Raw genomic sequence first — 25,439 nt, forward strand, 5'->3', positions numbered from 1 at the left:
AGGGATTGAACCTGTGACCCCCGCCGTGTGAAGGTCAGGGTTATTTTTACCTATCTTATTGTTTTTGCTAATAAGTTTTATGAGAAAGCCATTTTTTGCACGGAATTTGCTCATTTCTCTTTTTGCGCTGCGTTCAACCAGTTGTGTATCTCAACGCCGTAACTGTCTGGCATTTTTTTTGCGTAGCGCGTCACCATGGTGATCGTGCGCCAGCCCCCATCTTCTTTCAGTTTAAGCAAGTCTTTGTGTAGGCAGTAATGCCAGGTTGCAAAGGTGTGGCGTAGGCAGTGAGGAGTTATGTCCGGCACAAACTGGATTTTCTGTTTTTTGCTTCCTTTGGGCACCCATACGCGTTCGTGCCCAGGTAGTCCGGCTTTGCGGCATGCTATGGCCCACGCTGTCTTTATTTGCCCTCCACCAGTCCGGCCCGTATTATAATAAGAGTCTCCAATGACTTTGCCTCGGAGTGCCCCTGGTGGTTTCCGGCTACGGATTGGACGAAATACTCGCCCGGTCTGGGGTTCTATGTTTGCCAAAGCTTCAACCACAACCGGCGGTAGATCTATATGCCTTTCATCGCCTTGCTTTTGCCAAACCACCGCCCGTTGGCCTGTTAAATCAACGTCTTTCCATTCCAGTTCGAGCGCTTCCGACATGCGTGCGCCGGTGCCTATCAAAAATATAAGTAGCGGTTGAACGTGTGGCGCAGCTGCTTGCACCAACGCCGTGGCTTCCGCCGGACGCAAGAAGTGCATGCGTACTTGCTGGACTTTAGGGCGAGCAAACGCGGGTTTTGAGCACCAGCCACGTATGGCGGCAAACTCCAACACAGACCTAAGTGGGGTAAGCACTGCGCGAATTTTGGTAGCACCGCTGGCCATGGCCCCGTTGGTCAGGATGGCCTTGTATGCTTCATCCAGTTCCTGCTGGCCAATATGATCCAGTTTGGCAGTGCCAAAGTGCTCTAATAAATTCCGTAAGTGCCTAAGAGTGGTTGGTGTACGGCGCTCAGCCTCAAGATAGGCCGTAACTGCATGGGCAAATGTTACGACCGCCCGCTTACCATAGACTGACTCCGCCCAGAGGTCCGCTTCACGCTTGGCCCGGTAGGCTTCGGCTTGCTGGGGGTCAGTAGTTCCAGTGCTCTCATATACGCTTTGTCCGCGGACGGTGCCGCGAACGTAGAGCGCTGCCCCACCTTTGCGGCTGACGACTTTGAGTGACATTCAAAACTCTCGAGTAAGCGTTCATAGTCTCCTGCACGGAAGACAATCCTGTTGCCAAAACGACGATGTGTGGGGCCTCCCGCATATTCTGGCACTTGCTGCAAATGGGCGGTCAGCTTGCTGCGCCCTACAATGCCTTTCAGCCGTTCTAATACATCGGCAACGGTCAGAATTTCTTCCCTGCCCATTACATTAAGCCTTGTGCGTACAGCACAAGCAGGGTCACACCGTCTGCCCACGCCCCCAAAAGCCACCATCCAATTTCTGTGCTGCACAACAGAACAGAGCCAAGTGCCAGAAAAGCAACAACACGGGCCACTTCACCCACCATTGTTTGGGAGAGGCTTGCGTAAATGGCAGCCACGCGACCAGCTAGTGATGCCACGCTAATGAGTAACTTCTCGGCAGCAAGGGCTATAGGCGCATACTGGAAGTAGGCTTGTTTGAATGTTTTCATGAGCGTTTTCCTGTTATTTTTTCGGCCTTTACGGCAAATGCTTCAGCTTCAATCAGGTATATTTTGGCTATGCGCTGCCAGCAGGCGGAGCCTTCCGGGTTGTTGCTGGCGGCACAGGCACGGCTGAATTGCTCAATGCGTTCTGCTGCCACAAACAGCGTATCTGCCTGCGCGTGCAGTTGATCTGCCCGGTTTATGCGGATTTGCGTGGTCATGCTGTCACCTGTGGGGACTGTTTTTTAAACGCCATGTTTTTGGTGAAGTGCAGACGCTGCCCATATGGCAGGTTGCCTGTGCGAGTGTTCAGATGGGTGCGCAGCGTTTTCAGGTCAGCAAGCACGAGCTGAATATCAGCCGTGGCCATAGCCTCCAGATCCAGCTCAGTAGTGCGGGCGTGGCAGGCCCGTAGGAGCGAGCTTGTCAGATCAAAAATTTTGTTTCGAACGCGCGTTTCTTGTGACGGTGAATGGTCAACAACGCGCCGGATAACCCGCAAAAACGCTTTATTTTCATCCACGACTGTCACGTACCGCTGCGGCTTCTGGGCCTGTGTTGCTTTCACCCTGCATCTCCATCACGGGTTATGATGGGCTTATGTCACCTACACTAACATTAGCAGTCAACAAAAATGTTTGTATAGGTGACATTTTATTTCTCCAGTTGAAGTTGCCTGCAATCGCATACTAGAACAAAAAGAGAACAATCTGGAGGCTAAATTATGGCTCAAACGCAAAGAATTGTGTTTGTCCCCTACACGTGGAGGACAAAGGGAAAGGCTAGGTACCTTGAGCAGGGTGCGGCATTGCCCTGTCGCAGCGAGAGCGACGCCTTGAATAAGTTGGAAAAAATCCGTGCAGGCGTCATGACGGCAGCGGGTGGCCGAGCTTTTAAAATGCTGGTGGATGAAGCCGCAGGTGATTACGGCGATCCTGAGATTTTAGGTGAAGTGGGTGAAGTCCCGAGTCTGCAAGAGGCTTAATATGGCCTCTGTTCTAAATGCCGCTCAGTCCGAAGAACTAGGCAACATTGAGGCGAACAGCCTTCTCGATCATAGACAAAAGCAGCTCCCGTTGGCCCTCGTTCATCTCACGCCACAGCTCAATGAGAGCAAGCTCTTCTGCCGTATACGGTGCCTGACAATTAATATTCGTGCTCAAAATAGTGGAGGTTTCTGCTCTGCCCGAAAAAAGGTAGTCCAAGGAAACGTCGTAAAACTTCGCCAACTGAATAAACGTTGAGAAGCCCGGATCAGCACCAAGTTCAACTTGGGTTATGTGCGATCGGCTGACATCTAAAGCCGCAGCAACATCGACCTGCGTCAAGCCTTTAGCTTTTCGCAATTCTCTTAATCTGCGGCCCATGGAGTTCTTGTCAGTCATCATGACATTGTGCCGCAAAACGCCGAACTTTGAGTTTTGTATACTGACATTTTTGATTGACCAATAATGTTAGTATGTGTGACATTGCCCGCATGAAACCGTCTGAGCTTAGAAAACGTGTGGGTGGGTGCAAGAAGCTGGCCGAGGGCATAGGCCTTCGCTCGCATTCTGCCGTTCTGAAATGGAGTAAGATCCCGGACAAGCACATTGTAGCGATTGAGGAAGCGTTCGGCATCCCGCGTGAAGAACTGCGGCCAGATCTATACAGGCGTCCAGAGCAGGGAATGGCAGCATGATGTCTCATTTTGAGAAGCATGCTGCGCATCACAACGCATGTCAGGCGAATGATGTTCGGTGGGAAATTACTCCGAGTGAGCTCAATTTGGTCTCGAGCCGCCAGTATTTGAGAGAGCAATGCTTGCAGCATGCACAAGAGCCTGTCCAATTTCCTGCGCTTGTTGCGGCGTCATCATTAACTGGTCTGTCTTGTCCCCATTGGGAATATGCTGAAGGCCAGTGGCAGAAACAACTTGCAAAAACACCATCATATTGCCGGCAACGCTGGTGGAATAGCCTGTTACATTGCTTGCATCGACGGTACCGTCGGCTTTCAACTTTAATTTGGTCTTATGTCCAGACCTTAGAATCTCCATTGTGTTGTGTTGACAGGAACAGAATGGACGATGGCGGGCGGTGCGGCAACGTACCGCCCGGGGCCATAGGCGGCAAAGTTCCTGAACAAAAAATCAGGAGCTGCTGAATGATTCTTCCTGAAAACAAAAAAGCAATAGTGTCCGGGAGCTGTAATGTGCCTGCTAGACGCTCAAATTATACGCTTATTTGCGTAGAATCTTGGTTCGATCTAGCAAACGGTGCTTCTCGGTTAAGAATTTGTATTCCGGATCCTTACGGTCTGGAGGCGTTTGACGTTGCTCTAATCCCTGGCGATGCAACACTTCAGGTACGTTTTGAATTTCTGACCACTATCCAAGGCCGAAACATTTTTGAAGCAACTGCATTACATCGTGAGTGTGGTTCAGGCCAACCTTCACCAGTTCCGTCATGCCGGCTTTTAGGGCCGTTTCAGGGAGGGCGTCCAGTTGCTTCCTAATCAACCCTTTTTCTTCTTCGGGGGCATCGGACTCTTCAAGTTTGTTCGCAATCAGCGCTTTTATCGTATTTGCTTCAAACCTTACCGTCACAACATCAAGAATAGCGCCCAACCCACCGTCATCTGCCAGAAAATCAAGGCCTTTTGCCGTAATGCGTGGAGGGTATATTTCCATTCCGGCCATACCCATTTCTCCGAGCGTGTCGGTTTCACAAAGTCCGTGTTCTTTAAGGTACATTACGTTAACAACAGTATGTTTGTCTCCGCGGTCAAAGCCTTCAGGGAAGTCGCACAAAACTTGTGGGTAAGCATCGGCCATAGCATGGAGGAGAACGCGCTGCGCCTCCCGATCAATTTTGGCCGGTTTGTCCCATCCTGTTCGCATTTCAAATCGTCTCCATTTGGTGTTGTGAGAAAACAGAGAATGGACGATGGCGGGCGGTACGGCAACGTACCGCCCAACCCCTTGCAAAAACACAAGACTGAACAAGAAAAAATCGGTGGTCGCAATACTACTGAATACGGGAGCAAAAGATGATCCCGGTTTATTCTCAGCGGTTTCTGGGGGCTATAAAGTCAGCCACAGTGCAGGTTTTGTCGGTCATAGGCTGGAACCTGCAATCTATTGCTGACTCTACGCGTGTGGAAAAAACTCAACTCCATGCTTACCAGGACCGCAATAAGGCGAGCGTGATACCGTTGGATGTTGCCATAGATCTGGACAAATTGGCCCAAAGGCCAATTTTGCTGACGGCATTTGCGCACGCTCTTGGGTATGAAGTGATACCCAGTGACATCGGCCCCGGCCATTTTGGCCGTGATATGGGTGACTTTGCGCTTTGCGCGGGTGATGTCATGAACACCGCCATGCGTATTTGGGCAGACCAGACCATAGACCCGCATGAAGCAGATGAAATTAGCCCAAAGATAGCGCATGCCATTCATGTTTTGCGCCGCTCTCAGGCTGTCATCAATAAAGTTCAGAAATCAAAGCAGCCCTACACAGTCAGCACTATTGGTGGCCGCCATGACTAACGCTGCGCGATATTTTGGGGCAACCGTGCTCCTGCATACACAGCCCAAGCCGGTACAAAGGGGGCACTCATGACAAATAACCGCCCACAACTGGCGAGGTTTGACCAAGGGGCTGTAACACCTCTCAAAATGCTGCGCTCCATGCCAGCAGAACTACGCGGCGTTGTGACCAACCTGCATGAAGCGCTGAAGGAAATACGCTCCTGCGTGTTTCGGGCTGGAACTCTGGTGCTGACGGATGAGCAGGTGGCGCTTCAGGCATGGCTGGACGGAGCAACGCTGAAGCGTACTCTGCCCATTATCATTCAGGCAGGCTTCATGGCGCGGGATGATGCCGGAGCACTGTTTAGCCCGCACCTGTATGACCGCCTGTTGCGAAAGGAAGAGCGGGCGGCCCGTAAGGCGCAGGCGGAAGCTGACCGCGCCCAGTGGGTTGCTGAGGCTCAGGACCGTGGGGATGCACCACAGGGTATGACGCCAAAGCAGATTGCCAGCATCATCAATGGCCGCAAAGGTGGCCGCCCGCGTAAAAATCCGGCCCCGGCAGTTGGGCAAAAGAACATGCCGTTTTATGGCGTGGTGGGTGGCACGGAAAAACCCGAGCAAAAAAATAACACGTCTTGGGTTATGGAAAACGAGCTTACGGGTTCCGTGGGTTCTCTAGAAGAAGAGAGAATATATACTAACTTAAATAATACTCTTTCTTCTTCCTCTAACTCTAGAGAACCCGAAATCCCGAAACCTGACACAGCCGAGGTCAGCCACATTGCGCAGAAGGCGAGGGAAGCAGGCGGCATAGGGGCAGACCAGCGCACCTATGCCGAGAATTACGTTCGGGACTGGCTGCGGGCCGGGGCGGATGAAGCGCTGATTGTGCGGACTATCGCGCCACTGCACGGGAAAGCACACAAATTTGTCTATTTTGATGCCCCGGTAAGGCAGGCCATCCAGCAGAAAGCCACCGAACCTGCAGCAAAACCCGCCATTCCGAAGGATGAGGCCGAACAGCAGGCGCAGGCAGTATGGAAACGCGCCCAGCCTCTGTGGGCCAGAATGATGCAGGAAACGCGGGATTTAAGCGCAGTGGACCGAAAATGGCCCTCTGTTGCGCAGGAGCATGACTTGCCCAACTGTCCGCCGAGATATGACGCTTACGTGGCGTATTTCAGGCAGCAGGCCAACGGCACAAGGGCTGCGGCATGAAGCCGGGCAGGCTGAGCATGCTGGTGCGTAACCTTCGCTTGCGGGCAGAAGGCCAGCCAAACCCCATTGATGCGATGGAAAGCCTGAAGGCCGCACTGGCCCAGGAACAAAAGCGGCGCGCAGAGGCTGAATTGGAAGTCACCACCCTGCAGCGCCGTTTGCATGCACACGAGAAACCCCGTGACGCCAATGGACGGTACACGAGAACAAACGGGGCAGCAACGTGCGTGAGATTAAACCAACACCGGAAAGACTGGCCAAAGGCGACGTAACGGAAGTTTACGTTGAAGAGCAGAAGGGACAGCCGCCACAGAGGCGGTTTCGTTCATCCGGGGCACTGTATGCGCTGCGCCGGGCTGGTACCATTACAGACGCTCATGTGGCGGCTGCGGAGCTATGGGCGCGGGACTATGAGACCGGCGTGCTGGGCGCCAGAGACCCGGAAGCAGGCCGCAAAGGCGGCGTAGCAGACCCTCACACCATCATGCTGGCCCGCGCTGCTGCCGTGCGCCGGTGCGAATACGTGCGGAAAGCCCTGGGCTCAACAGGAGAAACCCTGCTGCGCCGGATGATGCTGGACGGCATGAGCGTGCAGGCTATTGCAGAGGCTCAGACCACCCATAAACTGCGCGTTTCAGGCGCTTTAGAAATGCTTTTAGACCAGTTGATTGAGGTATATGATCTGATGCCAGGTCTGTTGTGGATGACATAGCCCTTTCACTCATAATTTTTGGTGCGTATTGCTTAAGCAATAATGCCATTGTTGCGTTTTTTTCATGAAAATCGCAATTCATTGCTTCCCATTCCGGATCTTCATCGAAGTCTTCATCGAAGCGTTCTAATCTATATAGAGTCATCTTATGGAGAATATCTTTTGGATTATTGAGTATCTCAAAATCATCAAAGGAAAATAGAAAAATAGATCGTTCATATAAAGCCTGAAAAATCAACAAATCATTAGTAATTTCATTTTTTTCTTTGTATTCATTAGCAACAATTTTGTTATAATATTCTTGATATGCGTTGAATACATCAAATCTTTTATCAAAAACATCTACCTCTAATTTTGTTTGAGCAATTTTTTTTTGTTGTTCAGAAATCAGTCGCGCTTTTAAAGCTAGATTAAACGTAACTATAATACCTGCTGTAGAGATCCCGGCGGAAATTACTGCCGTGATTAAAGGGGCATATGGTAGAATATGCTCCCAAACTCCATGTTTCTCTTGAGAAACAGTAATCTGATTCAAAAACGGCAAATCCGGGCTGAATAGCTGCCAAGTCATATCTAAATATCTCCGAAGCGTAAAAACGCGCTTCAAAGCATGATTCGGTTTTTCGGACTAACGCTAAAAAAGAAGAGGGCCTAAGCCCCCTCATGTGTTGCATAGGTGACCACCACGGCGTTTGAGCCGTCGGGGGAGGGGGTGACTTCTTTCTCCACCATATGGAAGCGGCGGGCTGCCGCCTGTTGGGAGCTTTCGCCTTTGCGGGGTCGGCCGCCGAGTGATCCGTTGTGGCGGGAACTGATGCGGGTTGCAGGGGTGGATTGGCGCTGGCCTGCTGGCTCGTTCGGCAGGACACCGGGCGGGAGGTCCAGTGCGGCTTCCATTAGCATCCGTACCGCCTGCTTGCGGGGCATGGGGAAGAGCGGGCCGAGGGTTTGCCAGTCTTTCCGCGCGGCGTCCTCGCCCAGAGTGTCCCACAGGCACAGGATGCGGGCGAAGAGCGTGAACCACTCCTGCGGCCTGGTAGGCAGGCCGTAGCTGCCGGTTTTACGAATGGCGGGCAGCACCTCGCCCGTCACCCACTTGCGGAACCGTCTGGCCTCCGGTTTCCGGCTGGTGAAAATGAGGTTGTAGAGGCCGCTTTCATTGATGATGCTCATTTCCTGCCGGCCGCCAAGGGTGTCGGTAGTAACGACACCCTTTTCATCTTCGTCTAGCCGGTTGGACGCATCGCGATTGTTGGCAATATCCAACACACTGCACACATCAACCAGCACGAACCACGGCTCATCGTTACGGGTCAGCGCTCTTACTGCATGTCCATCAAAGCTGAATGGAATGACGTTGCTCATGCCGCGTTCCCCCGCACTAGATCCCGCGCCAGCGAGAGAACAAGCTGCGTCTCTCCGTCCATTTCGCTAGTGCGCAGGCGCTCCGGCAGAAGTGCTAGAATGATTTCGGCCTTCAGGCGCTGGCCCTGCGGGGTGAGGGCGGGAATGGCCGCCAGTTCTTCCAAACGGTCACACTCTTCAAGCACCAACGCATCAAACCGCGCCTCGCAAACATCGGCCTCCGGCGTGTTGCCGGTCGGCTCAGGCTGATTACTCATTGTGCGCACAGCCGAATACGCGGCCTGAAACCGCTGATGGCTGGCAAACAGCGGCGCATCGCCCAACTGGGCGGCGGCTCCGGCTGGCGTGATAGCCAGCAAAGGTGCAGCCATGATTCCGGTAAGCACACAGCGGCGTTGTGTGATAGATAAGGCGTTAGCCTTTGGCATGGGGTTCTCTCCCTGCTTGAGGTTAAGGCCGGTTGGAAGTTGGCGCTTCCTTCCGGTCTGCTTTTCTGGTAACCGATAAATATGAACGCGTCAATAAATGGTAACCAGAAAAAAAGAGGCCGTCCCGCAACTGGGGAAAGGTCACATATTGCTGCACGTGTAAGCGAAGAGGAAATAAAGGAAATTGATGAATGGGCCGCGAAGCGTGGAGTGACGCGAGCTGAGGCCATTCGGCAACTGCTCCAGCTTGGGCTCAAGGTTGAGCAGAAGTAGGCATGCTCGTAGATCAAGTCTCAAAAGGCGAAAAGGGGCCGTTTAGCAGTTGGGAGAGAGCTGATAGTGAGCGCGAGAAACTAGATCGCGATCACGATTGGACTCCGCCGACACCGTAAACAGCAGAACTGTTTCAGTGCACTGGGAACATCAATACTGAATAGCCAGTGCACTGATTTTTTAGATTGGCCGCTTAGAGTTTGATAAGTAAAGATCTTTTTTAATAATCGATTCAAAGAAATCTTCATTTAAAAATTTAAGTAAAACCCTCAATTTCTGCTTGTCTTCAGGAATTAATATTTTTCCTTTATCATCTATATTTATTTCTACTTTATATTTTTTTGCATCGGCGCATATATTTTGAACATTCAAAGTCCCTAAATGTCCAGATTTTAAGATTTCGGTTATTTTTTTTCTAATAAACTGATTGTCTATAGCGAGAAATTTTGCCTGATCAGCAATAGAAAAAGCTTGGATATTAGCAAATTCGGCCATTTGGTCGTTAGTTGCTTCTACAAAATATTCTGACATATCAAAGACTTGCCTTACAGAGTGATAACTCCGAAACACTAGAGAGGAATCTGGCTCAATAGCAGCGCAAATATTGTCGTCAATAGTAATAGCATCGTCATTTGATTTAACAAATGTATCTCCAGAAAAAAAGAACATGTACTTCTTTGTTTCTATAACATTTTTCTTATTAAATTTCTGTATTAATATGCGGTTATTTTTTGTTGAGCTGCCACAAAAAATGGCTTTTATTTCTGAAAGGTTATGTAGATTTTTGTCGTAGAGAGGAAAGCTCATTGGTTGTTTAATGGCTTTAGGTAGATCGTAAAGTGTAGAAAACTGATCTATAGTGAATGCTTCATCTGCTTCAGCTTTCCATGCGCCGCAAAAAGGTAATAACTCTTCAATTCGATTAAAAAAATCGGCCTCTTGGCGATTAAATTCAGTCTCTAAATTTGTTTGAAGATCTGCACTCAATGGAAGTCTTAAAATGTTATCGGATGAAGCATGAGTAATTGCAAAGAGATTCATTTTTAGAAATATTCCTTTATTATAGTTCTAGAATTCCGTATTCGCCGATTTGTACAACCTGATTGATTTGCTGGACATTAGAGATTCGCTTTTTTGTAATTAAAACATACCCTACGCCACTTCCTGAGTCGACTTCGTAAAAATGATAGCCAAGAATGCCTAGAACGGGATTAGCGGGCATTGCATCAGTGGTCCAGAGAACAACAAATAAAATCAAGGAGGCAACCAGCCAAGTTTCAATATTTGAAACTGAATTTGCTCTAAAAATTATAGGTAGTGCATATGAAATACAGAAACTTATAACTTCTTTATCTGTTGTTTTTGCTTTTGTTATAGTTATTGGTATTTTTTCAAGTTTTTCTTTTGATTTTTTTATTACGCATTTCGCAAAAAAAACCACAACAAAAAATAAAAATAAGAAGAAATAACAGTATGTATGTTTTCCATTTTTAAATTCGATATAGGCAAGCGATATAAATACTGGGCATACAGCAGTCAGCGAGAGCATAACTCTAAAAAACCGACCAAGCACTGTAAATCTCCACTTTTCATAAAACTACATTAAAGACATTTTTTTAGACAAAAAGGATCAAACACAAGGCTCATCGTTTGGTTGCCCACATATATACAGTATGACCAGTTAATATGAAAATTAGTGCTCAACGGCTTATGTCTTGACGCTTACCCCCAACCCACAGTAAACAGTCAAAATCTTCAAAGTCGTGTGTCCAATAGGGCCCACGGCTTTTTTTATGTCTCCAGAAAAGTGAAGAAGCATGAGCCATCATGAGCAGCCCGTCTGCTGTGGGGCCGTTGTGCTGCGCGGAAAATGGCCGGTCCTTGTGGTGGCTGTTCGCGGTGCGTTGTGTGCGGTGGTGCCACTGGCAGCGCCGTGCCTGCCGCATCACCGGGCAGATGTGCCGTTGTCGGGCTGCTCTGCCGTGCGTGGTCACATCGCCCGTTGCGGTGCGCCGGTTCTTGTCGGGACAGGGAGCCTTACCGGCATTCTCGGCACAGTGAGCGCGGAGTGCCTGCACCGGGTGGATGCCGCTCTGGCAGCGGAACAAACGGCCCGCCAGTTAGAGCGCCTGCGTCCTGGCGTGGTCCGCTGCGCTCTAGCTCGTGGGTATCGACCCGGCAGCAAAGGTCGCAAAGTCGGCGGCGCACCCCACGCAGAATAACGGCCCCCATGCCGGTTAAAACCGACATGATAACGCAGAGTTATCGGACACGGTCTATCCGGCAAAGTGTCAGATAACCCGCAAACACCCCCTCAAACCCGTCAGATAATGTCTGTTATCTGACGCTTTTTGAGGGGTAAAATACACCCTATAACGTAGGAAATTCAAATGGTTAGCGGTGATCAGCCCAGATCGACCGCGCCAGCAGTGCCAAATGAGGCGTTTGTACCAGCCGATATTATGCTGGTCAGAACCTGGCTCCATAACCGCAGCGAGAACACGGTGCGGGCCTACCGTGCAGACGTTGCGGAGTTCGCCCGCTTCACCGGAAAGCCGATGGCTGAGGTGCAGCTTGCCGACCTTCAGGAGTGGCACGACAGCATGAGCGGTGCGTCAGACGCCACGCGACGGCGGCGCATGAGTGCGGTCAAATCCGTTCTTACGCACGGCGCAAAGTTGGGCTTTCTGCCGCATGACGCGGGTGCCGCGTTCCGTCTGGAGCGTGGGCGCGACAGTCTGAACGAACGCATCCTCTCGCGCCCGCAAGTGCTGGCCATGCTTTCGGCGGAGAAAGACCCGCGCCGTCATGCATTGCTGGCGCTTCTATACGGCACAGGTCTGCGGCTTTCCGAGGCATGCGGCCTGCGCTGGCGCGACATGACACGCCGCCAGTCGGGCGGCATAGCAACGGTATTCGGCAAGGGCAGCAAGACCCGGCATGTCCAGGTCTCTGCGTCATTGTGGAAAGAGATCGTGGCCGTGAAGGTCGATGGCGGGCCAGATGCGCCCGTAATCCCCGGCCATGATGGCGGTCCGCTTCACGTTCGCGCTGCTCATCGCGTGGTGAAGCGGGCCGCGAAGCGTGCGGGATTGTCTGATGATGCTTCAGCGCACTGGCTCCGCCACGCTTTTGCGTCTCACCAACTGGATGCCGGGCAGCCGGTCCATTGGGTGCAGGCGCAGCTTGGTCACAGTTCGCTGGCCACCACGACACGCTACAGCCACGCCAACCCGGATGCGGTTGGCGCGGATCTTCTGGCCTGACGCAACGTGCGCGGGCAACCCTGACAATGACGGAGAATGACGATGCAAACCGTGCCTGACGGTTTCATGATGGACAGTCGCGGGCGGTTGGTACCGGAAGCCAATGTGCGCCCATCTGACAAGCTGCAAGATGACCTTGTGCGTCGCCTGCACCAGCAGGGCGACCCGGTGCGTCAGTTTATGCGGGATTTCAAGAAGCTCTGCTTCACGGAAGTTCATGCGTTTCTTGAGCTGGTGGCCGACCAATACGGCACCAAGATTGGCGGCGAGAAAGGCAACGTCACGTTGTCGAGCTATGACGGAACGCTGCGCGTCACAGTGGCTGTGGGCAACTGCATTTCATTCGGCCCCGAAATTCAGGCGGCCAAGAGCATCATTGATGGCTTGCTGACCCGGTGGTCTGAAGGTGCCAATGCCAACCTGAAAGCCATCGTGCTCGATGCGTTTGATGTTGGGCAGGCAGGCAAGCTGCAAGCAGCGAAGATCCTGGCATTGCGCCGTCTGGAAATTGATGACGCGGAATGGCAGCGCGCCATGACCGCCATTTCCAACAGCGTGCGGTTGGATGTGACCAAAGACTATGTGCGCCTACACAAACGCTCAGGTGCGGAAGACAAATGGGAACTTGTGTCTTTCGATATGGCTAAGCTGGACACATGAGCCGCAAACAAGCTGCCCTGACGTGCCTGAAGCCGCTTGTAGGTTCTTTGGACACAAGCATAGCCAAGGAGCCACCAAAGCGCGCTGACAGCTTCTATACCGGCCCTGAGTGGCGCGCTCTGATGAAAGAGATCAGGGCAGAACGGCCAAACTGCTGTGAGCGGTGCGGCCGTGACGGCACGCGCCTGTTCGGGGATCATATCGTGGAACTGAAGGACGGTGGCGCTCCTCTGGACAAGCAGAACGTCCAGCTTCTGTGCGGCTCCTGCCACACGGCCAAAACAGCGCGGGAGCGGGCGAGGCGGAACGCGGTAGAATACTGAAAAACGGCAGTTTTCCGTCATTATTCGACTGCATGCACACCGGTGGTAGGGGGGGTGTCAATCTTGAGATGAGATCAGGCACCGGAACCGCACCAGTCCCACGCGTGAAAAATTTTCCGTTTCTGAGTTTTTGAAGTGCGCACTTTGAGCGCAAGGGGAGGGGCTATTGGCCAGAAAAACCGCTATCAACTGGGCAGCGGTCGAGACGGACTTTCGCGCTGGACGTCAATCAAACCGCCAGCTTTCGGAAAGATATGGTGTCTCTGAAAGTGCCATCCGCAAGCGCGCCAGTGCAGAGAAATGGGTGCGCGCCAAAGCGGGAAAAGTGCGCACTTCCACGCAAAGTGCGCACCATCCCGTGCGCACCACCGCGCCATCCCCCGAAAAGCCCCGTTCCACCCCGACTGAACCTGTCGATCATTTCCTGAATGAGCGCATGAGCGCCCTGGCATCGCGCCTGCTCGGTGAGCTGGAAGATACGACAGCCCATCATGGGGAAATTGCTCAGGTCATTGAGTCTGAAACGGCAGATGACAATAGTGAGCGCCGCCGGAATGCCATGCTGAAAGCCATCAGCACCAAAGACCGTACAGAGACGCTGCGCACCCTGAAACAGATCCAGCAAATGGAGCAGGGCAAGACTGGCAAAAAAGGCGTGAAGGAAGAGCGGAAAGAGGCAGCTGAAAAGGCTGCATCAGGCCGCTTTGCTCGCATGTCCTCTCCCAAACTAGTTGTGAGTAATGGTAAGTGACACGCCAAAGGAGCCTGTAAGGGCTCGCCGTAAAGCTGCAGTCACCTCCAAAACCAGCAAAGCCGCGCCACGCAAGCGCACATCGACGGCCAAAACGGAGAAAACCGCTGGTCCGATATGGACCACAGCTTGCCCTGACTGGGAAAAACGCATCAAGGCCGGAGAGAGCCTTGTACCCTGCAAACCGCTGTTTCCTGCGGCGGCAGAGCAGGGCATGGCGGTGTTCAACGCGCTCAAAATCGTGGACGTGCTGCATGAGCCGACTATCGGGGAGTCCTGCGAGGACTGGCTGAAGGACTTTGCAGCGGCAATTTTCGGCTCCTACGATCCGGATACCGGTACACGCCTGATTACAGAGTTCTTTCTGCTGGTCAGCAAGAAGAACACCAAATCGACCATCGCAGCCGGTGTGATGCTGACGGTGCTGATCCTGAACTGGCGGCAATCCGCTGAGTTCCTGATTCTGGCACCGACCAAGGAAGCAGCAGACAACGCCTTCAAGCCTGCCCGTGACATGATCCGGGCAGATCCTGAACTTGAAGCCCTGTTCCATGTGCAGGACTACACGCGCATCATCACGCATCGGGAGACCGGGGCGACGCTGAAGGTCGTGGCGGCTGACGGATCTTCCGTGGTCGGCAAAAAAGCCACCGGCATTCTGGTGGACGAGTTGTGGGAGTTCGGGAAGAAGCCCGCAGCGGAAAACATGCTGATGGAGGCCACAGGCGGCATCGCCTCGCGTCCGGAAGGGTTTGTAATCTACCTCAGCACGCAGGCGGACGAAGAGCCAGCAGGGGTATTTAAAAGCCGTCTGGATTATTCCCGCTCGGTGCGGGATGGGAAGATCATCGCGCCTAGGTTCTTGGCTGTGATCTATGAGTTTCCCCAGTTCGTTCTGGATGAACAGGGTCAGCACGATCCGGACAACTGGTACATGACCAACCCAAACCTAGGGGTGTCAGTTTCGGAAGAATTCCTGCGGGACAAATATGCGCAGGCCAAGGAGGCCGGTGAAGGCGTCCTGCGGGTCTGGATGGCCAAGCATCTGAATGTTCAAGTCGGCCTGTCCCTGCGGGAAAAAGCATGGGCCGGGGCCAAATACTGGGAACGGCGGGGCGATAAGGTTCTGACGCTGGAACTGTTGCTAGACTGCTCTGACCTGATCGTTTGCGGCATTGATGGCGGTGGACTGGATGACTTTCTCTCTCTGGCTGTCCTTGGCAGGTCTGAGGAAAGCGGAGACTGGCTGCACTGGCAGCGCAGTTGGGTCTTTCATGATGTGCTGAAGGACCGGAAGGAAGAGGCTCCGCGCTATCTGGACTTCGAGAAAGAAGGTGATCTCGTCATCCTTAAGGATATGCGGGAAGACAACCAGCAGTTGGCGGATGTGGTGAAAGAGATCGACCAGACAGGCAAGCTCTGCATGGTCGGTCTGGACCCGGCAGGCGTGGCGGAAATTGTCTTTGCCCTGCATGCCGCAGGCATTGAGCAGGAACGCATTTTCGGCATCAGTCAGGGCTGGAAAATGACCGGTGCCATCAAAACTCTGGAGCGCAAGCTGGCGGATGGCACGTTTTTTCATGGTGGGCGGCCCATCATGGCTTGGGCTGTTGGGAACGCAAAAGCGCAGGCCAAGGGCAACAATGTGGAAATTACCAAGCAACTGGCTGGCGGCAAGAAAATCGACCCGCTGATGGCTCTGTTTGACGCTGTGTCCTGCATGGCCCGCAACCCGGAGCCACCCAAGCGCAGCATTTATGATCGGGAGGAATTATGGGAGTCCTGAACAGGCTGTTTGGCAGCACGCAGGCCCCGCGCACGGAACGCATAGAGCCGAGGTTTGAGGCTTCTGGAAATCTGGAAAACCCCACGACACCGCTGAGCGAGATCAACAGCCTTTCGGAATTTCTCGCTCAGGGGCAGGATCATCAGGACTGGGCGCCGCGTGTGACAGAGCAGACGGCAATGGCCTGCTCAGCCGTCTATCGGTGCGTGACGCTTGCAGCCGGGGTAATTGCAGGCTTGCCGCTGAAAATCTGGAAGCGGGAGAAAGACGGGCAGCGGGTGGAACAGCCAAACCACCGGTTGGCTCCCTTGCTAAACGTCATTCCCTATCAGGGCCGGTCTCTGACGGCTTTTGCGTGGCGGGAGCTGTGGGGCATAAATGTCCTGCTGTCCGGAAACCATTTCAGCGCCATCCGGTATGACGGCGCGGGCAGGGTGGTCGGGTTTGAGTGCTTCCAGCCATGGCAGGTGCAGGTGGTGCGGGTGCCCAGCATCCGGGGCGTGAATTTTTACGTCTGCACCCATCTGGACGGCACAACCGAGACCTTCACGCAAGACGAGATGCTGCACATTCCCGGTCCCGGCTTTGACGGAATCAAGGGTTTGTCGCGCATTCAGGCGTTTGCGCGGGGCTCCATCGGTCTAGCGCGCACTATGGAAGAGCGCACCGGCCGCATGCACCAGAATGCGGCCCTCCCCAGCGGGGTGATGCAGGTGCCGGACAAAATGAGCGACCCCGCCTTTCGCCGTATGCAGGCGCAGCTCAGGCAGAATTATGCGGGTGTCAGCAACTGGGGCCGCACCATTATTGTGGACGAAGGAGCGAAATATACCCCGTTCCAGCTTAGCCCGCAGGATCTGCAAACCATTGAGGCGCGCGGGTATCAGGTGGCGGATATTTCCCGCTTTTTCGGCACCCCGCTCCATCTTCTGAACCAGACGGAGAAAACAACATCATGGGGCACGGGCCTTTCAGAAAACACGCTGGCCTATCTGATTTTTACGTTGGATGCAGACCTGAAACGGACTGAGGCGGAACTGAATGCAAAGCTGTTTGCCGGGTCTGCCTGCTATGCGGAGTTTGACCGCGAAGGCCTGCTGTCCATGGACCCGCTGAAGGCAGCACAGGTTACGGCGCAGGAAATCAGCAGCGGCCAGATTACCATTAACGAGGGCCGGGCCAAGCGCAGCCGGCCGCCGGTTCAGGGGGGCGATACTGTGCTGGTCAACAGTACCAACGTTCCGCTGGAGCAGCAGGCGGTTAAGCGACCAGAGGCAACACCAAACGACTGAAAACGACGAAGCCCCCGGCTGTGGAAGCAGCGTGGGGGCTTCTTTTATTCACCCCTGAAAAGAGCAGGAATGAACGTGGCAGAAAGTAGCAGGGACACGATGCGCCTGTACAGTAAAAACTTTGGAATCAGCTTGGTAAGTCAATTCTCGAAATGGGAAAGATTTTGTTTAGGAGTAGCCGTTTTACTCGTGGCCGTGGCTGTGCTGATTGGCGTAGCCACCCCGCTTATTGCGTGTTTGTGCCATTATGGACTTATCAGCCGGTGAGATTTTTATCTCATTTATGCGATCGTTTTTAAGACCTTATCGGTTCCATCAATAAGGTCCGTGACTTGCTCAGCTGTAGGTTCTTTTTGCTTGTTATGGTCGCAGAGGTTTCTGTAATCGCCCAACAAGGTAATGTGACGCCACTGCGGGACTTCAATGATAGCATTCTCCTTGAGCAAGTTGTTCAGATCTGAGATTCCCGGATGTTTCTTTACAATTTTAATTTTATGATCCTCGCAAACCTGCCGAAGGTGCTTTTCTAAAACAACACCAGTAATAGCACCTGCTGCGCGGAAAAACTTATTCTTCAATAACTCACGAGCAGCATCAAGTTCGCTATCAAACAAATCAGCTTGAACAATTTGTTTGATCTCGAAAAGTGAGCTTTTAAAACGTCTTTTCGCTGCAACCAGGATTGCTATTTGTTGCCGAAAATGAGGAACGGCAGCTTTAGAATCAACTACTATTTCTCCAAGTCCATTTTTAATAATTGCGCCTTTAAGAGCATCGGATATTCGATAAGACGTAAAAGATAGTGATTTTCTTCCTTGCGGAATTTCAAAATGACTTTTAAAATCTTGAAAACGATCGGGGAGAAGTTGCTTTACCACAGCCAATGCTTCCGAGTACCACGACTCATAAGCAACATCGAACCATGGAAGATCATGAAAGAATTTTGCGGTCCGATCGTCAGGTATTTCAAAAATTTCTATTGTTTTTTCTTTTCCATAGGCTTTGAAAAACAAAGCCTTTCGCAAATCCTCTCCTTCATCAACAAGTATTTCCAAATCGGTTTCAAATTTTTTCATATTAAGAGACATAATTAAAACACCTTATTTACAAGAATGGGAACGTAAATATTTTTCCCGGAAATCAATTGCATTCTACATCAAGTCCCAACTGAATAAGACGGCGAACAGCTTCTGAACGCGAGACACTATAGCGTTCAGCCCATTCTTCGACAGCCACGATCATTTCAGCAGGAACTCGACCTGCCAGCATCGGGTCTTTACCCGTTGCCGGTCGACCTCTTTTTTTAGGTATAGCCTTTTTTATTGACGCGCTCATATTATGGGTATACCTAAAAAAACAGACCGAAGCAAGGTAGCAGCCTCGCTTCGGCCCTAACCATAAGCCGGGAGATCACCCCATGCCTAAGGCTAATGCCTTATCTAGCACACATCGGCGCACTTTGTTTACTAGTGCAATAGCCGCTTCAATTTTTTCTATGGCCTTCACCAGCAGCGCGCAAACCGCAGCAAATAAGGATTCAAAGATCCTCTTCTTATGCGAGCAATATTGGTATTTGGATAAGGCGTTGTTTTCTGCCGAATGGGAGCAAAGCGGAGAAACCGCAGCACAAGAGTCAATAATAGAACAGAAGATTAACGATATTGCTAACAACAGATACGCCGTTATTGATCAGATAACTGCATGCGCGGCATCAACAATGGCTGGGTTTCAGGCCAAGGCCAAAGTTATAAAAAGCATTCTACCCGGTTCTGTTGATGCATTTAATCTTACGAATGACAGTGAAGAAATCCGGCTTGTCATGTCCCTGATGAATGATCTGGCAAAGGGGTGCACAGTATGACCGAAAACCTTATTCCCTTCAGCTTTGAAGGAACCGAAGTACGGGTTCTTGATCGGGACGGGATTCCTCACTGGATTCTGTCTGATGTGTGCAAGGTATTGGAAATTGCCAACGCTCCACATGCAGCAAACCGGCTTGATGATGATGAAAAGGCGACTATCGTTAATAGCGATAGTCACGCCGGTAGCGGCGCTCAATCCTATACCATCATCAATGAATCTGGCCTCTGGTCTCTCGTACTCACCAGCCGTAAGCCAGCGGCCAAGCGGTTCAAGAAGTGGATTACGTCAGAGGTCATTCCCTCCATCCGCCAAACAGGCGGATACATGGCAGCCACGCCCGAAGAAACGCCAGAAGAACTAGCACTGAGGGCCATGACCATCCTGCAAGCCACGGTGGAGCGGCAAAAACTGCAACTGGCCGAGGTATTGCCGAAAGTAGAGGCTCTGGAAAAAATAACCGGAGCGGAAGGTTCTTACGCCCCAACGGATGCCGCCAAAACGCTTGGCATTCGGCCCACTGTTTTGTTCAAATACCTTCGTGGGGAGGCCCGCTGGCTGTATCGTCGGCCCGGCATGTCTGAGGATATTGCTTATCAGGAAAAACTTCAGCGGGGCCTTATGGAGCACAAAATAACAATAGTGCAGCGTTCGGATGGGTCGGAAAAAACAATCACCCGGGCACGCATCACACCCAAGGGCCTGTGCGCTCTGGCCCAGATTTTTAACGAACCGGCTGCATGACCGTCCACCAGTTAGGCAGGGAATTCGTCCAGATATGGGAAGGACGGCTCCCAGAAACCGGAGAAGTTCGGTGGCTCCTCGATTGGCACATGGCATCCGGCGGCGTGATCACGATGTCTGACCGCGCAACCGAGGCAGAAATTGAGGCAGACGCCAAAGAGTTCGGCCTTCCTATCGTCAGGAAGCAGCCGGACTACTAAGCGGCGCAACGCGCCCTCCCGCACGGGGCACAGGCTCCGTGCGGTTTCAAACAACAAGGTCAACTTTGCATGTATCGCTACAATGCACAGGGCGCACGGTTTTCCAGCCGTGCGCTTTTGGCGTTTGCCCAAACTGGGCTGGCGCAAACGCTGGAGGTGCGCCCACGGGCCGCCAGTCAGCCAGCGGAACTCCTGCTGTATGATGAAATTGGGCTTTGGGGTGTAACCGCCAAAGCCTTCACGCAGGCGCTGGCCACAGCCGGGCCGGGGCCGCTTACGCTCCGCATCAACAGCCCCGGCGGTGATGTGTTTGACGGCTTGGCCATGTTCTCGGCCCTTAAACAGCATGATGGGCCAGTGAACGTTGTTGTGGATGGGCTGGCGGCCTCGGCAGCCTCTTTCCTCGCGCTGGCAGGAAGCACCATCAGCATGGCCCCAAATGCCTTCCTGATGATCCACAACGCATGGGGCGTGGTGGTTGGCAACAAGTCAGATATGGCAGACACAGCAGGCGTCCTGACCAAGATTGATGGCCAGCTTGCCAGCCTTTACGCGGGTAAAACCGGGCAGGGGACGGATGTCATTGCCCAGATGATGGATGCCGAGACATGGTTTACCGCGCAGGAAGCCAAGGATGCCGGGTTTATAGACACCATCCTGCCTGCCAGCCAGAACAAGTCCGCCCCAACGCTGAAAGCTGGGGTTTTTGAGCACCAGCCAAAACCGCCCGCCCATACCCTTTCCATTCCGGACATTGCGGCCCGCCGCCGCACACTCCGACTGGCCGAAGCCGAAGGCTGACGCCGCTTTCCATTCCCGGAAAGTACCCCCACTTTTTCCCTCACCGGAGACAATTTGATGACTTCCAAGGAACTGCGCGCCAAACGGGCGAAGCTGATTGAAGACGCACGCGCCCTGACCAGCGCTGAGAGCATGACGGCCGAACAGGTGACCCAGTTTGATGCCATGATGGCTGAAGCCAGCCAGATCATGGCTCAGATCACTCGTATGGAGCAGGCAGACAATGCGGCCAAAACACTGGCTGAAGGCATTGCAGCCCGTGCGGAAGAGGGCGGCGTAAGCCCTGATCAGCAGGAAAGCGAAGAGCGGCAGCAGGAGCGCGTGTTTGTCGCATGGCTGCGGGGCGGTATTGATGCCTTGAACACGGAAGATCGTACCATCGCCATGCAGCGCGTACAGGCCTATCAGGCCAGCTTCCAGAACGACATGGGCACCGGTACCGGCCCAGGTGGCGGCTACCTCGTCCCGCCAGCGTTTTCCGGGCAGTTGCTTGTCGCGCTGAAAGAGTATTTCACCGCGCTCAATCTGTTCGACATGATCGAAACCACCTCCGGTGCAGATCTGCCCTGGCCAACCAATGACGACACGGCCCGCCGCGCCAAAATCATTGGTGAAAACCAGCAGATCAGTAAGGGTGATATGAACTTCGGGCAGGTCAGCCTGAAAGCCTTCCTGTACGCGACTGATGCCATTCTGGTGCCATGGACGCTGTTTCAGGACAGTTTCATGGATCTGGACGGGTTCATTCGCAACGCCATTGCCACGGCCTTTGGCCGTACTCTGGCGGATGACCTGACAACAGGCACCGGTGTTGGTATGCCGCAGGGTGTTCTGACAGGTGCCGCTGCAGGCCCGACCTCCAAAGCTGCTGATCTGGTTTATGATGACTTTGTCGAGCTGATCCACAGCGTGGACCGCGCCTACCGCACCGGGGCCACGTTCATGATGAACGACAACACGACAAAGGCCCTGCACCTGCTGAAAGACCAGATTGGCCGCCCTCTCTGGGTGCCCAGCCTTGTCACAGGGATGCCTGACACGTTCGCCGGGTATCCGGTCACAGTCAATGAGAGCATGCCGGACATTGCAGCCGGTGCTACGCCTATCCTGTTTGGCAACCTGAAGAACTACAAGTTCCGTATGGTAAAACAGGTTTCCGTAGTGCGCCTGAACGAGCGGTATGCGGATTACCTCCAGACTGGCTACTTCGGTTATGCCCGCTTTGGCGGCGGCTTGCCGACAGCGGCCGCACCGCTCAAAAAACTGGTCATGGCCGGCAAAGCAGGGGGCTAATAGCCTGTGATCAGCCTCTCTCTTGATGGTCCTGCCGATGCGGTCCCGCTGGCCCTGCTGGCGGACCTCAAGGCAGATCTTGCTATCTCTGACAGTAGCAGTGACGGGCGGCTGGCACGTCTGCTGCTCGATGCCTCCAGTATGGCGTTAGCTTTTATAGGCCAGCCCATCCTGTTCGGGTTATGGACAGAAGAAATCGTAATCGAACGGGCGGACCACCTGCGGGAAATCGTATTGTCTGCCCGACCACTTCTCTCCATTCAAAGCCTGAAACGTAATGGTGCAGACTGGTCAGCGGAACAGCTTTCTGGCCTCATCCCGGACTGTAAGGCAGGCCTTCTGTCCTGCCCGCAAGTGGGGTCACAGAACTGGAAATCTGGCCATTATGTGCTGACATACAATGCCGGCTATGTGCCACCGTCCGTTGAAACCGCAGGCACAGTACCACCCATCATCAGCAGGGCCGTTATCTTAACCGCTTCCGCTCTTTGGGCGGCAGGAGATCGAGACCCAAACCTCAAATCAGAAAGTGTGCAGGGCGTTGGGTCAACCAGTTGGGCCACCGCAGCAGGAACAGGCGGCATGCCGCAAAGTGCGGCGGACATGCTGGCACCGTTCAGGGGGTAATAATGGGCTGGATCACAACATCACGCCGCCGCCAGATCCGCACCAAGGGCCGCCAGATGATTTTGGAGCACAGCGGCATCAAGGTGCCTCTTTTGGCTTATGCCCCGCCACCCACTGCTGCAGACATCCAATCGGGGGTGGCGCAGGCCTCGTTTGTAGCTGAAATTCAAGCAGATGAGGTGCAGGTCGCAGGCATTACGCCAGCCGCCAGCATGGAAATTGTCGATGGCAGCAAGTTCTACACGCTGACAGATGCAATCCCGATCTATGACCGGCAGACTATTTGCGGCTGGCGGCTGATTGCCGCAGGGGGGCAGTAATGACCTCAGAAGCTGCCTGGAATGATACATTTGCCCGCGCAAAGAGCGTTTGCCAAAGCACGGGCCTCCAGTTGATTGACCCACTCATTGCCTCTGTTGATGGCAGGCCAGACTGCTATTGGGTGCTCGATATCGCCAGCTCCACAGACGACCGGCTGGGTATGGGTGAAGCAGAGCAGGAAGAAACCGGGCAGATCATGCTGCACCTGATGGTGCGCAGGGCCTCCGGCATAAACACACCTAGCGCGCTGTCTCATCTCAAAAGCATGAGCAACGCATTCCGGGCAGAAAAAGTCGGACAGACCCCGCAAAACTGGCCTTCTGGTCTGTTCTATCGGGGTCAATCCACAAACCCGCCTAATCTTGATGATGCAGGCAACTGGTACGTGTTCACGCTTATGGTGGACTACACCTATCAGGATGCCATGGAGCAAACCCCATGATGAAATTCTATCCTCTTGTTGAAACTGCCGCCGGCTCTGGCAAATTCATGCTGTCGAGTGGTGCGCCGGTACAGACCGCCAATACCAGCGCAGCCTTGGCTCTCATTGCCCCAACGGTCGGTGCAGGCCTGCGCTTTGGCGCATGGCTGAACCGGGAAGTGGCGGGAATGCCAGAGTTCAGCCCCGCGCCCGCAGCGGAAGTCGGTAAAAGCTACTCTGTTCTGATTGAAATGGGTGGTGCAGACCAGCCTTTCACGCTGAGCCAGTCCGTGCAGGTCTCCATGCCGTTTGATGCGTCCCTGCTGTGCCTTGCTATGCAGCAGGGGGCCAATATCCGTTACGGCCTCATGACCCTGGGCCAGCAGCCTGTACCTGCAAAGCCGGAGACGCCTGCGGCAGTAATCAGCGCTGGTTCATCTTCAGCAGATACCGCAGCAACTCTCAGTAGTGGCTCTGTGTCATCCGGAGGCAGTGCCACGGTCACGTCTGGCGGCCTTGCGGGGTAACTCCCAGCCCACACTTTCACAGCCCTGTCAGCAGGGTTTTCACTAATTCAGCCGCCGTATGGGCGGCTTTTTTTATGGGGTAAACCATGGCGTTTACAGGTGCCACATCCGGCCTTGCTGCTGGCGCACAAACTAACGATACCGTTCTGGACTACGCGCAGGAGGTCAATTATGGCGTGCCGCCATCTGGCAATTACCAGCTCATGCGCATTACAGGGGAAACCCTGACTAGCTCCCAGACAACCGCCCGTCCGGATGAAATCAATCCGGTCAAGGAAGTGGCGCAATCTGTTGTCACTCAGGTACAGGCCTCCGGGTCTATTTCCGGGGCGCTGTCCAGCCAGACGTTTGATGATATGCTATCAGCGGTTATGGGGAATGATACGGGGAATATTCTAAAAAAATATCTACCAGCAAACGAAACATTTGTTCTTGTATCTAAAGATGCTGGGAATTCCGGTCAGGACTCGGTCTGGTGCGGAAATTCGACAAGTGGCGCAGTAAATGGTTTTTTCTCAGAATACAATGCTGGTAACGCGGTTGCGATAACTGATGCAAATTCTGGGAAAGTCTACTCGTCAGTTATAACCCAGATATCAGCGGACGGAGCTACTGCCCTATTTTCTCCCGGATCATTGGGGCTGGATAAGTCGGTTACGTTGTCGGGAAATTCCACAGTATCTGTTGCTGGAATTGTAAACGGCAACATTGATAAAACATACACATTCCGCAAAAAACTGCTGAGTGGCTGGCTGATGTATTCTGGCTCCTTGGTCACGCAGGTGCAGATCCAGCTTCAGCAGGGGCAGTTCGGAACGGTCAGTGTTGATGTCACCTCTAAAAGTGAAACGCGCTCAACCTCGGATGTGTCTTCTGGGAGCCTGCCTGCTCCAACCGGTATCGTTCACAACACGGTAAAAAATTTTCTTGGGGTCACGATTTTTGGCAAGGTCCCGGCAGGGTGTGTCACGAACTGTTCCATTACACTTGCGCGGGACGGTTCGGGAAATGATTACGGGAACGGTCATGCCGATGCCTGCGGCGCTCGCTCCGGCTCGTTCACAGCCAGCGGCTCCATCGAATTCTATTTCCGCACATGGGATGAGTACGATGCCATGCTGGCGGGGACTCAGGGGCCTATCGTTATCAAGTCTGTCGATGATGATGGCAACGGCTATGCCTTTACGTTCCTGAATGCAGCTTTGCGAAATGGCAAGGTCAACACAAGCCAGAAAAATCAGACTGTGAAAGCTACCTTCGATATTGAGGGCAACCCTCTGCCCGGTGGCACCACGTTTGCAATTTCGCGCATCACGCCTGCGGCCTGATTTTTCATCGCTTCCACACAGGGCCGCATTGTGCGGCCTTTTTTTGTTTC

Annotated in this window: 38 protein-coding genes; 24 read left to right on the forward strand and 14 right to left on the reverse strand. The window is 53.1% G+C overall.

What is annotated here, in order from left to right; genetic code table 11:
* Window positions 1–110: 110 nt before the first annotated feature.
* From Abci_RS13020 to Abci_RS13035, 4 genes are all read right to left on the reverse strand, one after another.
* Entirely contained in the window at window positions 111–1,226 is a 1,116-nt protein-coding gene (locus Abci_RS13020) for a tyrosine-type recombinase/integrase (RefSeq protein WP_048839613.1), read from the reverse strand.
* Between the two features lie 187 nt (window positions 1,227–1,413).
* On the reverse strand, window positions 1,414–1,683 hold the full coding sequence (locus Abci_RS13025) for a hypothetical protein (protein WP_048839614.1): 270 nt from the start codon (window positions 1,681–1,683) through the stop codon (window positions 1,414–1,416).
* Entirely contained in the window at window positions 1,680–1,898 is a 219-nt protein-coding gene (locus Abci_RS13030; protein ID WP_048839615.1) for a hypothetical protein, read from the reverse strand. Before Abci_RS13030 ends, Abci_RS13025 begins: the two co-directional genes overlap by 4 nt.
* Window positions 1,895–2,245 (reverse strand): hypothetical protein, encoded by a 351-nt coding sequence (locus Abci_RS13035; protein WP_048839616.1) that lies wholly within the window; start codon window positions 2,243–2,245, stop codon window positions 1,895–1,897. Before Abci_RS13035 ends, Abci_RS13030 begins: the two co-directional genes overlap by 4 nt.
* 156 nt (window positions 2,246–2,401) lie before the next feature.
* On the opposite strand from Abci_RS13035, the gene Abci_RS13040 reads away from it, so the two are divergent.
* Window positions 2,402–2,662, forward strand: coding sequence for a hypothetical protein (locus Abci_RS13040; protein ID WP_048839617.1), 261 nt, complete (start codon window positions 2,402–2,404; stop codon window positions 2,660–2,662).
* 37 nt (window positions 2,663–2,699) lie between these two features.
* Here the strand turns inward: Abci_RS13040 and Abci_RS13045 are convergent, their stop codons facing one another.
* Entirely contained in the window at window positions 2,700–3,065 is a 366-nt protein-coding gene (locus Abci_RS13045) for a helix-turn-helix domain-containing protein (RefSeq protein WP_048839618.1), read from the reverse strand.
* Between the two features lie 53 nt (window positions 3,066–3,118).
* On the opposite strand from Abci_RS13045, the gene Abci_RS13050 reads away from it, so the two are divergent.
* On the forward strand, window positions 3,119–3,358 hold the full coding sequence (locus Abci_RS13050) for a YdaS family helix-turn-helix protein (RefSeq protein ID WP_146807003.1): 240 nt from the start codon (window positions 3,119–3,121) through the stop codon (window positions 3,356–3,358).
* 81 nt (window positions 3,359–3,439) lie between these two features.
* Here the strand turns inward: Abci_RS13050 and Abci_RS13055 are convergent, their stop codons facing one another.
* Both Abci_RS13055 and Abci_RS13060 read right to left on the reverse strand, forming a co-directional pair.
* Complete coding sequence (locus Abci_RS13055; RefSeq protein ID WP_146807001.1) at window positions 3,440–3,676, reverse strand: hypothetical protein; 237 nt, start codon at window positions 3,674–3,676, stop codon at window positions 3,440–3,442.
* 369 nt (window positions 3,677–4,045) lie between these two features.
* Window positions 4,046–4,558: a hypothetical protein gene (locus tag Abci_RS13060; protein ID WP_048839620.1), complete on the reverse strand. Its 513-nt coding sequence runs from the start codon at window positions 4,556–4,558 to the stop codon at window positions 4,046–4,048.
* 149 nt (window positions 4,559–4,707) lie between these two features.
* Here Abci_RS13060 and Abci_RS13065 point away from each other — a divergent pair, with 149 nt between their 5' ends.
* The 4 genes from Abci_RS13065 to Abci_RS13080 all read left to right on the forward strand — a co-directional run bounded on the left by Abci_RS13065 (window position 4,708) and on the right by Abci_RS13080 (window position 7,123).
* Window positions 4,708–5,208, forward strand: a complete 501-nt coding sequence (locus Abci_RS13065) for a hypothetical protein (RefSeq protein ID WP_048839621.1) — start codon at window positions 4,708–4,710, stop codon at window positions 5,206–5,208.
* Window positions 5,209–5,277: 69 nt separating this feature from the next.
* Window positions 5,278–6,411 (forward strand): hypothetical protein, encoded by a 1,134-nt coding sequence (locus tag Abci_RS13070; RefSeq protein WP_048839622.1) that lies wholly within the window; start codon window positions 5,278–5,280, stop codon window positions 6,409–6,411.
* Window positions 6,408–6,683, forward strand: a complete 276-nt coding sequence (locus Abci_RS13075; RefSeq protein WP_048839623.1) for a hypothetical protein — start codon at window positions 6,408–6,410, stop codon at window positions 6,681–6,683. The genes Abci_RS13070 and Abci_RS13075 overlap by 4 nt, the downstream gene beginning before the upstream one ends.
* Window positions 6,635–7,123: a hypothetical protein gene (locus Abci_RS13080; protein WP_048839624.1), complete on the forward strand. Its 489-nt coding sequence runs from the start codon at window positions 6,635–6,637 to the stop codon at window positions 7,121–7,123. The genes Abci_RS13075 and Abci_RS13080 overlap by 49 nt, the downstream gene beginning before the upstream one ends.
* On the opposite strand, the gene Abci_RS13085 is transcribed toward Abci_RS13080, so the two are convergent.
* The 3 genes from Abci_RS13085 to Abci_RS13095 all read right to left on the reverse strand — a co-directional run bounded on the left by Abci_RS13085 (window position 7,008) and on the right by Abci_RS13095 (window position 8,916).
* Window positions 7,008–7,694 carry a hypothetical protein gene (locus Abci_RS13085; RefSeq protein ID WP_146806999.1) on the reverse strand — a complete coding sequence of 229 codons (687 nt, stop codon included), beginning with the start codon at window positions 7,692–7,694 and terminating at the stop codon, window positions 7,008–7,010. The two genes, Abci_RS13080 and Abci_RS13085, sit on opposite strands and share 116 nt — an antisense overlap.
* 80 nt (window positions 7,695–7,774) lie before the next feature.
* Window positions 7,775–8,488, reverse strand: a complete 714-nt coding sequence (locus Abci_RS13090) for a BRO-N domain-containing protein (RefSeq protein ID WP_048839625.1) — start codon at window positions 8,486–8,488, stop codon at window positions 7,775–7,777.
* Complete coding sequence (locus tag Abci_RS13095) at window positions 8,485–8,916, reverse strand: hypothetical protein (protein WP_244877692.1); 432 nt, start codon at window positions 8,914–8,916, stop codon at window positions 8,485–8,487. The genes Abci_RS13090 and Abci_RS13095 overlap by 4 nt, the downstream gene beginning before the upstream one ends.
* Before the next feature lie 81 nt (window positions 8,917–8,997).
* Here Abci_RS13095 and Abci_RS13100 point away from each other — a divergent pair, with 81 nt between their 5' ends.
* Window positions 8,998–9,189 (forward strand): ribbon-helix-helix protein, CopG family, encoded by a 192-nt coding sequence (locus Abci_RS13100; RefSeq protein ID WP_048839626.1) that lies wholly within the window; start codon window positions 8,998–9,000, stop codon window positions 9,187–9,189.
* Window positions 9,190–9,369: 180 nt separating this feature from the next.
* Here the strand turns inward: Abci_RS13100 and Abci_RS13105 are convergent, their stop codons facing one another.
* Together Abci_RS13105 and Abci_RS13110 are read right to left on the reverse strand one after the other, a co-directional pair.
* Window positions 9,370–10,230: a Kiwa anti-phage protein KwaB-like domain-containing protein gene (locus Abci_RS13105; RefSeq protein WP_048839627.1), complete on the reverse strand. Its 861-nt coding sequence runs from the start codon at window positions 10,228–10,230 to the stop codon at window positions 9,370–9,372.
* A gap of 19 nt (window positions 10,231–10,249) precedes the next feature.
* Window positions 10,250–10,762 carry a hypothetical protein gene (locus tag Abci_RS13110; protein ID WP_146806997.1) on the reverse strand — a complete coding sequence of 171 codons (513 nt, stop codon included), beginning with the start codon at window positions 10,760–10,762 and terminating at the stop codon, window positions 10,250–10,252.
* A 244-nt stretch (window positions 10,763–11,006) separates the two neighbouring features.
* On the opposite strand from Abci_RS13110, the gene Abci_RS13115 reads away from it, so the two are divergent.
* The 7 genes from Abci_RS13115 to Abci_RS13145 all read left to right on the forward strand — a co-directional run bounded on the left by Abci_RS13115 (window position 11,007) and on the right by Abci_RS13145 (window position 17,267).
* Window positions 11,007–11,411, forward strand: a complete 405-nt coding sequence (locus tag Abci_RS13115) for a hypothetical protein (protein WP_048839629.1) — start codon at window positions 11,007–11,009, stop codon at window positions 11,409–11,411.
* A gap of 168 nt (window positions 11,412–11,579) precedes the next feature.
* Window positions 11,580–12,455, forward strand: a complete 876-nt coding sequence (locus Abci_RS13120) for a tyrosine-type recombinase/integrase (protein ID WP_048839630.1) — start codon at window positions 11,580–11,582, stop codon at window positions 12,453–12,455.
* A 36-nt stretch (window positions 12,456–12,491) separates the two neighbouring features.
* Window positions 12,492–13,115 (forward strand): DUF3164 family protein, encoded by a 624-nt coding sequence (locus Abci_RS13125; protein WP_048839631.1) that lies wholly within the window; start codon window positions 12,492–12,494, stop codon window positions 13,113–13,115.
* Window positions 13,112–13,438: an HNH endonuclease signature motif containing protein gene (locus tag Abci_RS13130; protein ID WP_048839632.1), complete on the forward strand. Its 327-nt coding sequence runs from the start codon at window positions 13,112–13,114 to the stop codon at window positions 13,436–13,438. Before Abci_RS13125 ends, Abci_RS13130 begins: the two co-directional genes overlap by 4 nt.
* Window positions 13,439–13,604: 166 nt before the next feature.
* Complete coding sequence (locus Abci_RS13135; protein ID WP_048839633.1) at window positions 13,605–14,189, forward strand: hypothetical protein; 585 nt, start codon at window positions 13,605–13,607, stop codon at window positions 14,187–14,189.
* Window positions 14,179–15,975, forward strand: a complete 1,797-nt coding sequence (locus tag Abci_RS13140) for a terminase large subunit (RefSeq protein ID WP_048839634.1) — start codon at window positions 14,179–14,181, stop codon at window positions 15,973–15,975. Before Abci_RS13135 ends, Abci_RS13140 begins: the two co-directional genes overlap by 11 nt.
* On the forward strand, window positions 15,963–17,267 hold the full coding sequence (locus tag Abci_RS13145; RefSeq protein WP_048839635.1) for a phage portal protein: 1,305 nt from the start codon (window positions 15,963–15,965) through the stop codon (window positions 17,265–17,267). The genes Abci_RS13140 and Abci_RS13145 overlap by 13 nt, the downstream gene beginning before the upstream one ends.
* 281 nt (window positions 17,268–17,548) lie before the next feature.
* Here the strand turns inward: Abci_RS13145 and Abci_RS13150 are convergent, their stop codons facing one another.
* Both Abci_RS13150 and Abci_RS14075 read right to left on the reverse strand, forming a co-directional pair.
* Complete coding sequence (locus tag Abci_RS13150) at window positions 17,549–18,355, reverse strand: HEPN domain-containing protein (RefSeq protein WP_048839636.1); 807 nt, start codon at window positions 18,353–18,355, stop codon at window positions 17,549–17,551.
* A 52-nt stretch (window positions 18,356–18,407) separates the two neighbouring features.
* Window positions 18,408–18,536, reverse strand: coding sequence for a ribbon-helix-helix protein, CopG family (locus tag Abci_RS14075; protein ID WP_219810315.1), 129 nt, complete (start codon window positions 18,534–18,536; stop codon window positions 18,408–18,410).
* A gap of 148 nt (window positions 18,537–18,684) precedes the next feature.
* Here Abci_RS14075 and Abci_RS13155 point away from each other — a divergent pair, with 148 nt between their 5' ends.
* From Abci_RS13155 to Abci_RS13200, 10 genes are all read left to right on the forward strand, one after another.
* On the forward strand, window positions 18,685–19,128 hold the full coding sequence (locus Abci_RS13155) for a hypothetical protein (protein ID WP_048839637.1): 444 nt from the start codon (window positions 18,685–18,687) through the stop codon (window positions 19,126–19,128).
* A complete protein-coding gene (locus tag Abci_RS13160) occupies window positions 19,125–19,871 on the forward strand; it encodes a phage antirepressor KilAC domain-containing protein (RefSeq protein ID WP_048839638.1) in 747 nt (248 codons plus the stop codon). Before Abci_RS13155 ends, Abci_RS13160 begins: the two co-directional genes overlap by 4 nt.
* A complete protein-coding gene (locus Abci_RS13165) occupies window positions 19,868–20,071 on the forward strand; it encodes a hypothetical protein (protein WP_048839639.1) in 204 nt (67 codons plus the stop codon). Before Abci_RS13160 ends, Abci_RS13165 begins: the two co-directional genes overlap by 4 nt.
* 69 nt (window positions 20,072–20,140) lie before the next feature.
* Window positions 20,141–20,872: a head maturation protease, ClpP-related gene (locus tag Abci_RS13170; RefSeq protein ID WP_048839640.1), complete on the forward strand. Its 732-nt coding sequence runs from the start codon at window positions 20,141–20,143 to the stop codon at window positions 20,870–20,872.
* A gap of 57 nt (window positions 20,873–20,929) precedes the next feature.
* On the forward strand, window positions 20,930–22,165 hold the full coding sequence (locus Abci_RS13175; RefSeq protein ID WP_048839641.1) for a phage major capsid protein: 1,236 nt from the start codon (window positions 20,930–20,932) through the stop codon (window positions 22,163–22,165).
* Window positions 22,166–22,171: 6 nt separating this feature from the next.
* Window positions 22,172–22,792, forward strand: coding sequence for a hypothetical protein (locus Abci_RS13180; RefSeq protein ID WP_048839642.1), 621 nt, complete (start codon window positions 22,172–22,174; stop codon window positions 22,790–22,792).
* Between the two features lie 2 nt (window positions 22,793–22,794).
* Complete coding sequence (locus Abci_RS13185) at window positions 22,795–23,112, forward strand: hypothetical protein (RefSeq protein WP_048839643.1); 318 nt, start codon at window positions 22,795–22,797, stop codon at window positions 23,110–23,112.
* Window positions 23,112–23,555 (forward strand): hypothetical protein, encoded by a 444-nt coding sequence (locus Abci_RS13190; protein ID WP_048839644.1) that lies wholly within the window; start codon window positions 23,112–23,114, stop codon window positions 23,553–23,555. Before Abci_RS13185 ends, Abci_RS13190 begins: the two co-directional genes overlap by 1 nt.
* Complete coding sequence (locus Abci_RS13195; protein ID WP_244877693.1) at window positions 23,552–24,061, forward strand: hypothetical protein; 510 nt, start codon at window positions 23,552–23,554, stop codon at window positions 24,059–24,061. The genes Abci_RS13190 and Abci_RS13195 overlap by 4 nt, the downstream gene beginning before the upstream one ends.
* A gap of 86 nt (window positions 24,062–24,147) precedes the next feature.
* A complete protein-coding gene (locus Abci_RS13200) occupies window positions 24,148–25,389 on the forward strand; it encodes a phage tail tube protein (protein WP_244877694.1) in 1,242 nt (413 codons plus the stop codon).
* Window positions 25,390–25,439: the final 50 nt, after the last annotated feature.

The organism is Acetobacter cibinongensis (assembly GCF_000963925.1).
GTDB classification, from domain to species: domain Bacteria; phylum Pseudomonadota; class Alphaproteobacteria; order Acetobacterales; family Acetobacteraceae; genus Acetobacter; species Acetobacter cibinongensis.

Excerpts from the sequence above, each read along its gene's own strand:
- Abci_RS13020 (WP_048839613.1), bottom strand. The coding sequence starts at position 1,226 with ATGTCACTCAAAGTCGTCAGCCGCAAAGGTGGGGCAGCGCTCTACGTT.
- Abci_RS13025 (WP_048839614.1), bottom strand. The coding sequence starts at position 1,683 with ATGAAAACATTCAAACAAGCCTACTTCCAGTATGCGCCTATAGCCCTT.
- Abci_RS13030 (WP_048839615.1), bottom strand. The coding sequence starts at position 1,898 with ATGACCACGCAAATCCGCATAAACCGGGCAGATCAACTGCACGCGCAG.
- Abci_RS13040 (WP_048839617.1), top strand. The coding sequence starts at position 2,402 with ATGGCTCAAACGCAAAGAATTGTGTTTGTCCCCTACACGTGGAGGACA.
- Abci_RS13045 (WP_048839618.1), bottom strand. The coding sequence starts at position 3,065 with ATGATGACTGACAAGAACTCCATGGGCCGCAGATTAAGAGAATTGCGA.
- Abci_RS13060 (WP_048839620.1), bottom strand. The coding sequence starts at position 4,558 with ATGCGAACAGGATGGGACAAACCGGCCAAAATTGATCGGGAGGCGCAG.
- Abci_RS13065 (WP_048839621.1), top strand. The coding sequence starts at position 4,708 with ATGATCCCGGTTTATTCTCAGCGGTTTCTGGGGGCTATAAAGTCAGCC.
- Abci_RS13070 (WP_048839622.1), top strand. The coding sequence starts at position 5,278 with ATGACAAATAACCGCCCACAACTGGCGAGGTTTGACCAAGGGGCTGTA.
- Abci_RS13075 (WP_048839623.1), top strand. The coding sequence starts at position 6,408 with ATGAAGCCGGGCAGGCTGAGCATGCTGGTGCGTAACCTTCGCTTGCGG.
- Abci_RS13085 (WP_146806999.1), bottom strand. The coding sequence starts at position 7,694 with ATGACTTGGCAGCTATTCAGCCCGGATTTGCCGTTTTTGAATCAGATT.
- Abci_RS13090 (WP_048839625.1), bottom strand. The coding sequence starts at position 8,488 with ATGAGCAACGTCATTCCATTCAGCTTTGATGGACATGCAGTAAGAGCG.
- Abci_RS13095 (WP_244877692.1), bottom strand. The coding sequence starts at position 8,916 with ATGCCAAAGGCTAACGCCTTATCTATCACACAACGCCGCTGTGTGCTT.
- Abci_RS13100 (WP_048839626.1), top strand. The coding sequence starts at position 8,998 with ATGAACGCGTCAATAAATGGTAACCAGAAAAAAAGAGGCCGTCCCGCA.
- Abci_RS13105 (WP_048839627.1), bottom strand. The coding sequence starts at position 10,230 with ATGAATCTCTTTGCAATTACTCATGCTTCATCCGATAACATTTTAAGA.
- Abci_RS13115 (WP_048839629.1), top strand. The coding sequence starts at position 11,007 with ATGAGCCATCATGAGCAGCCCGTCTGCTGTGGGGCCGTTGTGCTGCGC.
- Abci_RS13120 (WP_048839630.1), top strand. The coding sequence starts at position 11,580 with ATGGTTAGCGGTGATCAGCCCAGATCGACCGCGCCAGCAGTGCCAAAT.
- Abci_RS13125 (WP_048839631.1), top strand. The coding sequence starts at position 12,492 with ATGACGATGCAAACCGTGCCTGACGGTTTCATGATGGACAGTCGCGGG.
- Abci_RS13130 (WP_048839632.1), top strand. The coding sequence starts at position 13,112 with ATGAGCCGCAAACAAGCTGCCCTGACGTGCCTGAAGCCGCTTGTAGGT.
- Abci_RS13140 (WP_048839634.1), top strand. The coding sequence starts at position 14,179 with ATGGTAAGTGACACGCCAAAGGAGCCTGTAAGGGCTCGCCGTAAAGCT.
- Abci_RS13145 (WP_048839635.1), top strand. The coding sequence starts at position 15,963 with ATGGGAGTCCTGAACAGGCTGTTTGGCAGCACGCAGGCCCCGCGCACG.
- Abci_RS13150 (WP_048839636.1), bottom strand. The coding sequence starts at position 18,355 with ATGTCTCTTAATATGAAAAAATTTGAAACCGATTTGGAAATACTTGTT.
- Abci_RS14075 (WP_219810315.1), bottom strand. The coding sequence starts at position 18,536 with ATGCTGGCAGGTCGAGTTCCTGCTGAAATGATCGTGGCTGTCGAAGAA.
- Abci_RS13155 (WP_048839637.1), top strand. The coding sequence starts at position 18,685 with ATGCCTAAGGCTAATGCCTTATCTAGCACACATCGGCGCACTTTGTTT.
- Abci_RS13160 (WP_048839638.1), top strand. The coding sequence starts at position 19,125 with ATGACCGAAAACCTTATTCCCTTCAGCTTTGAAGGAACCGAAGTACGG.
- Abci_RS13165 (WP_048839639.1), top strand. The coding sequence starts at position 19,868 with ATGACCGTCCACCAGTTAGGCAGGGAATTCGTCCAGATATGGGAAGGA.
- Abci_RS13170 (WP_048839640.1), top strand. The coding sequence starts at position 20,141 with ATGTATCGCTACAATGCACAGGGCGCACGGTTTTCCAGCCGTGCGCTT.
- Abci_RS13175 (WP_048839641.1), top strand. The coding sequence starts at position 20,930 with ATGACTTCCAAGGAACTGCGCGCCAAACGGGCGAAGCTGATTGAAGAC.
- Abci_RS13185 (WP_048839643.1), top strand. The coding sequence starts at position 22,795 with ATGGGCTGGATCACAACATCACGCCGCCGCCAGATCCGCACCAAGGGC.
- Abci_RS13190 (WP_048839644.1), top strand. The coding sequence starts at position 23,112 with ATGACCTCAGAAGCTGCCTGGAATGATACATTTGCCCGCGCAAAGAGC.
- Abci_RS13195 (WP_244877693.1), top strand. The coding sequence starts at position 23,552 with ATGATGAAATTCTATCCTCTTGTTGAAACTGCCGCCGGCTCTGGCAAA.
- Abci_RS13200 (WP_244877694.1), top strand. The coding sequence starts at position 24,148 with ATGGCGTTTACAGGTGCCACATCCGGCCTTGCTGCTGGCGCACAAACT.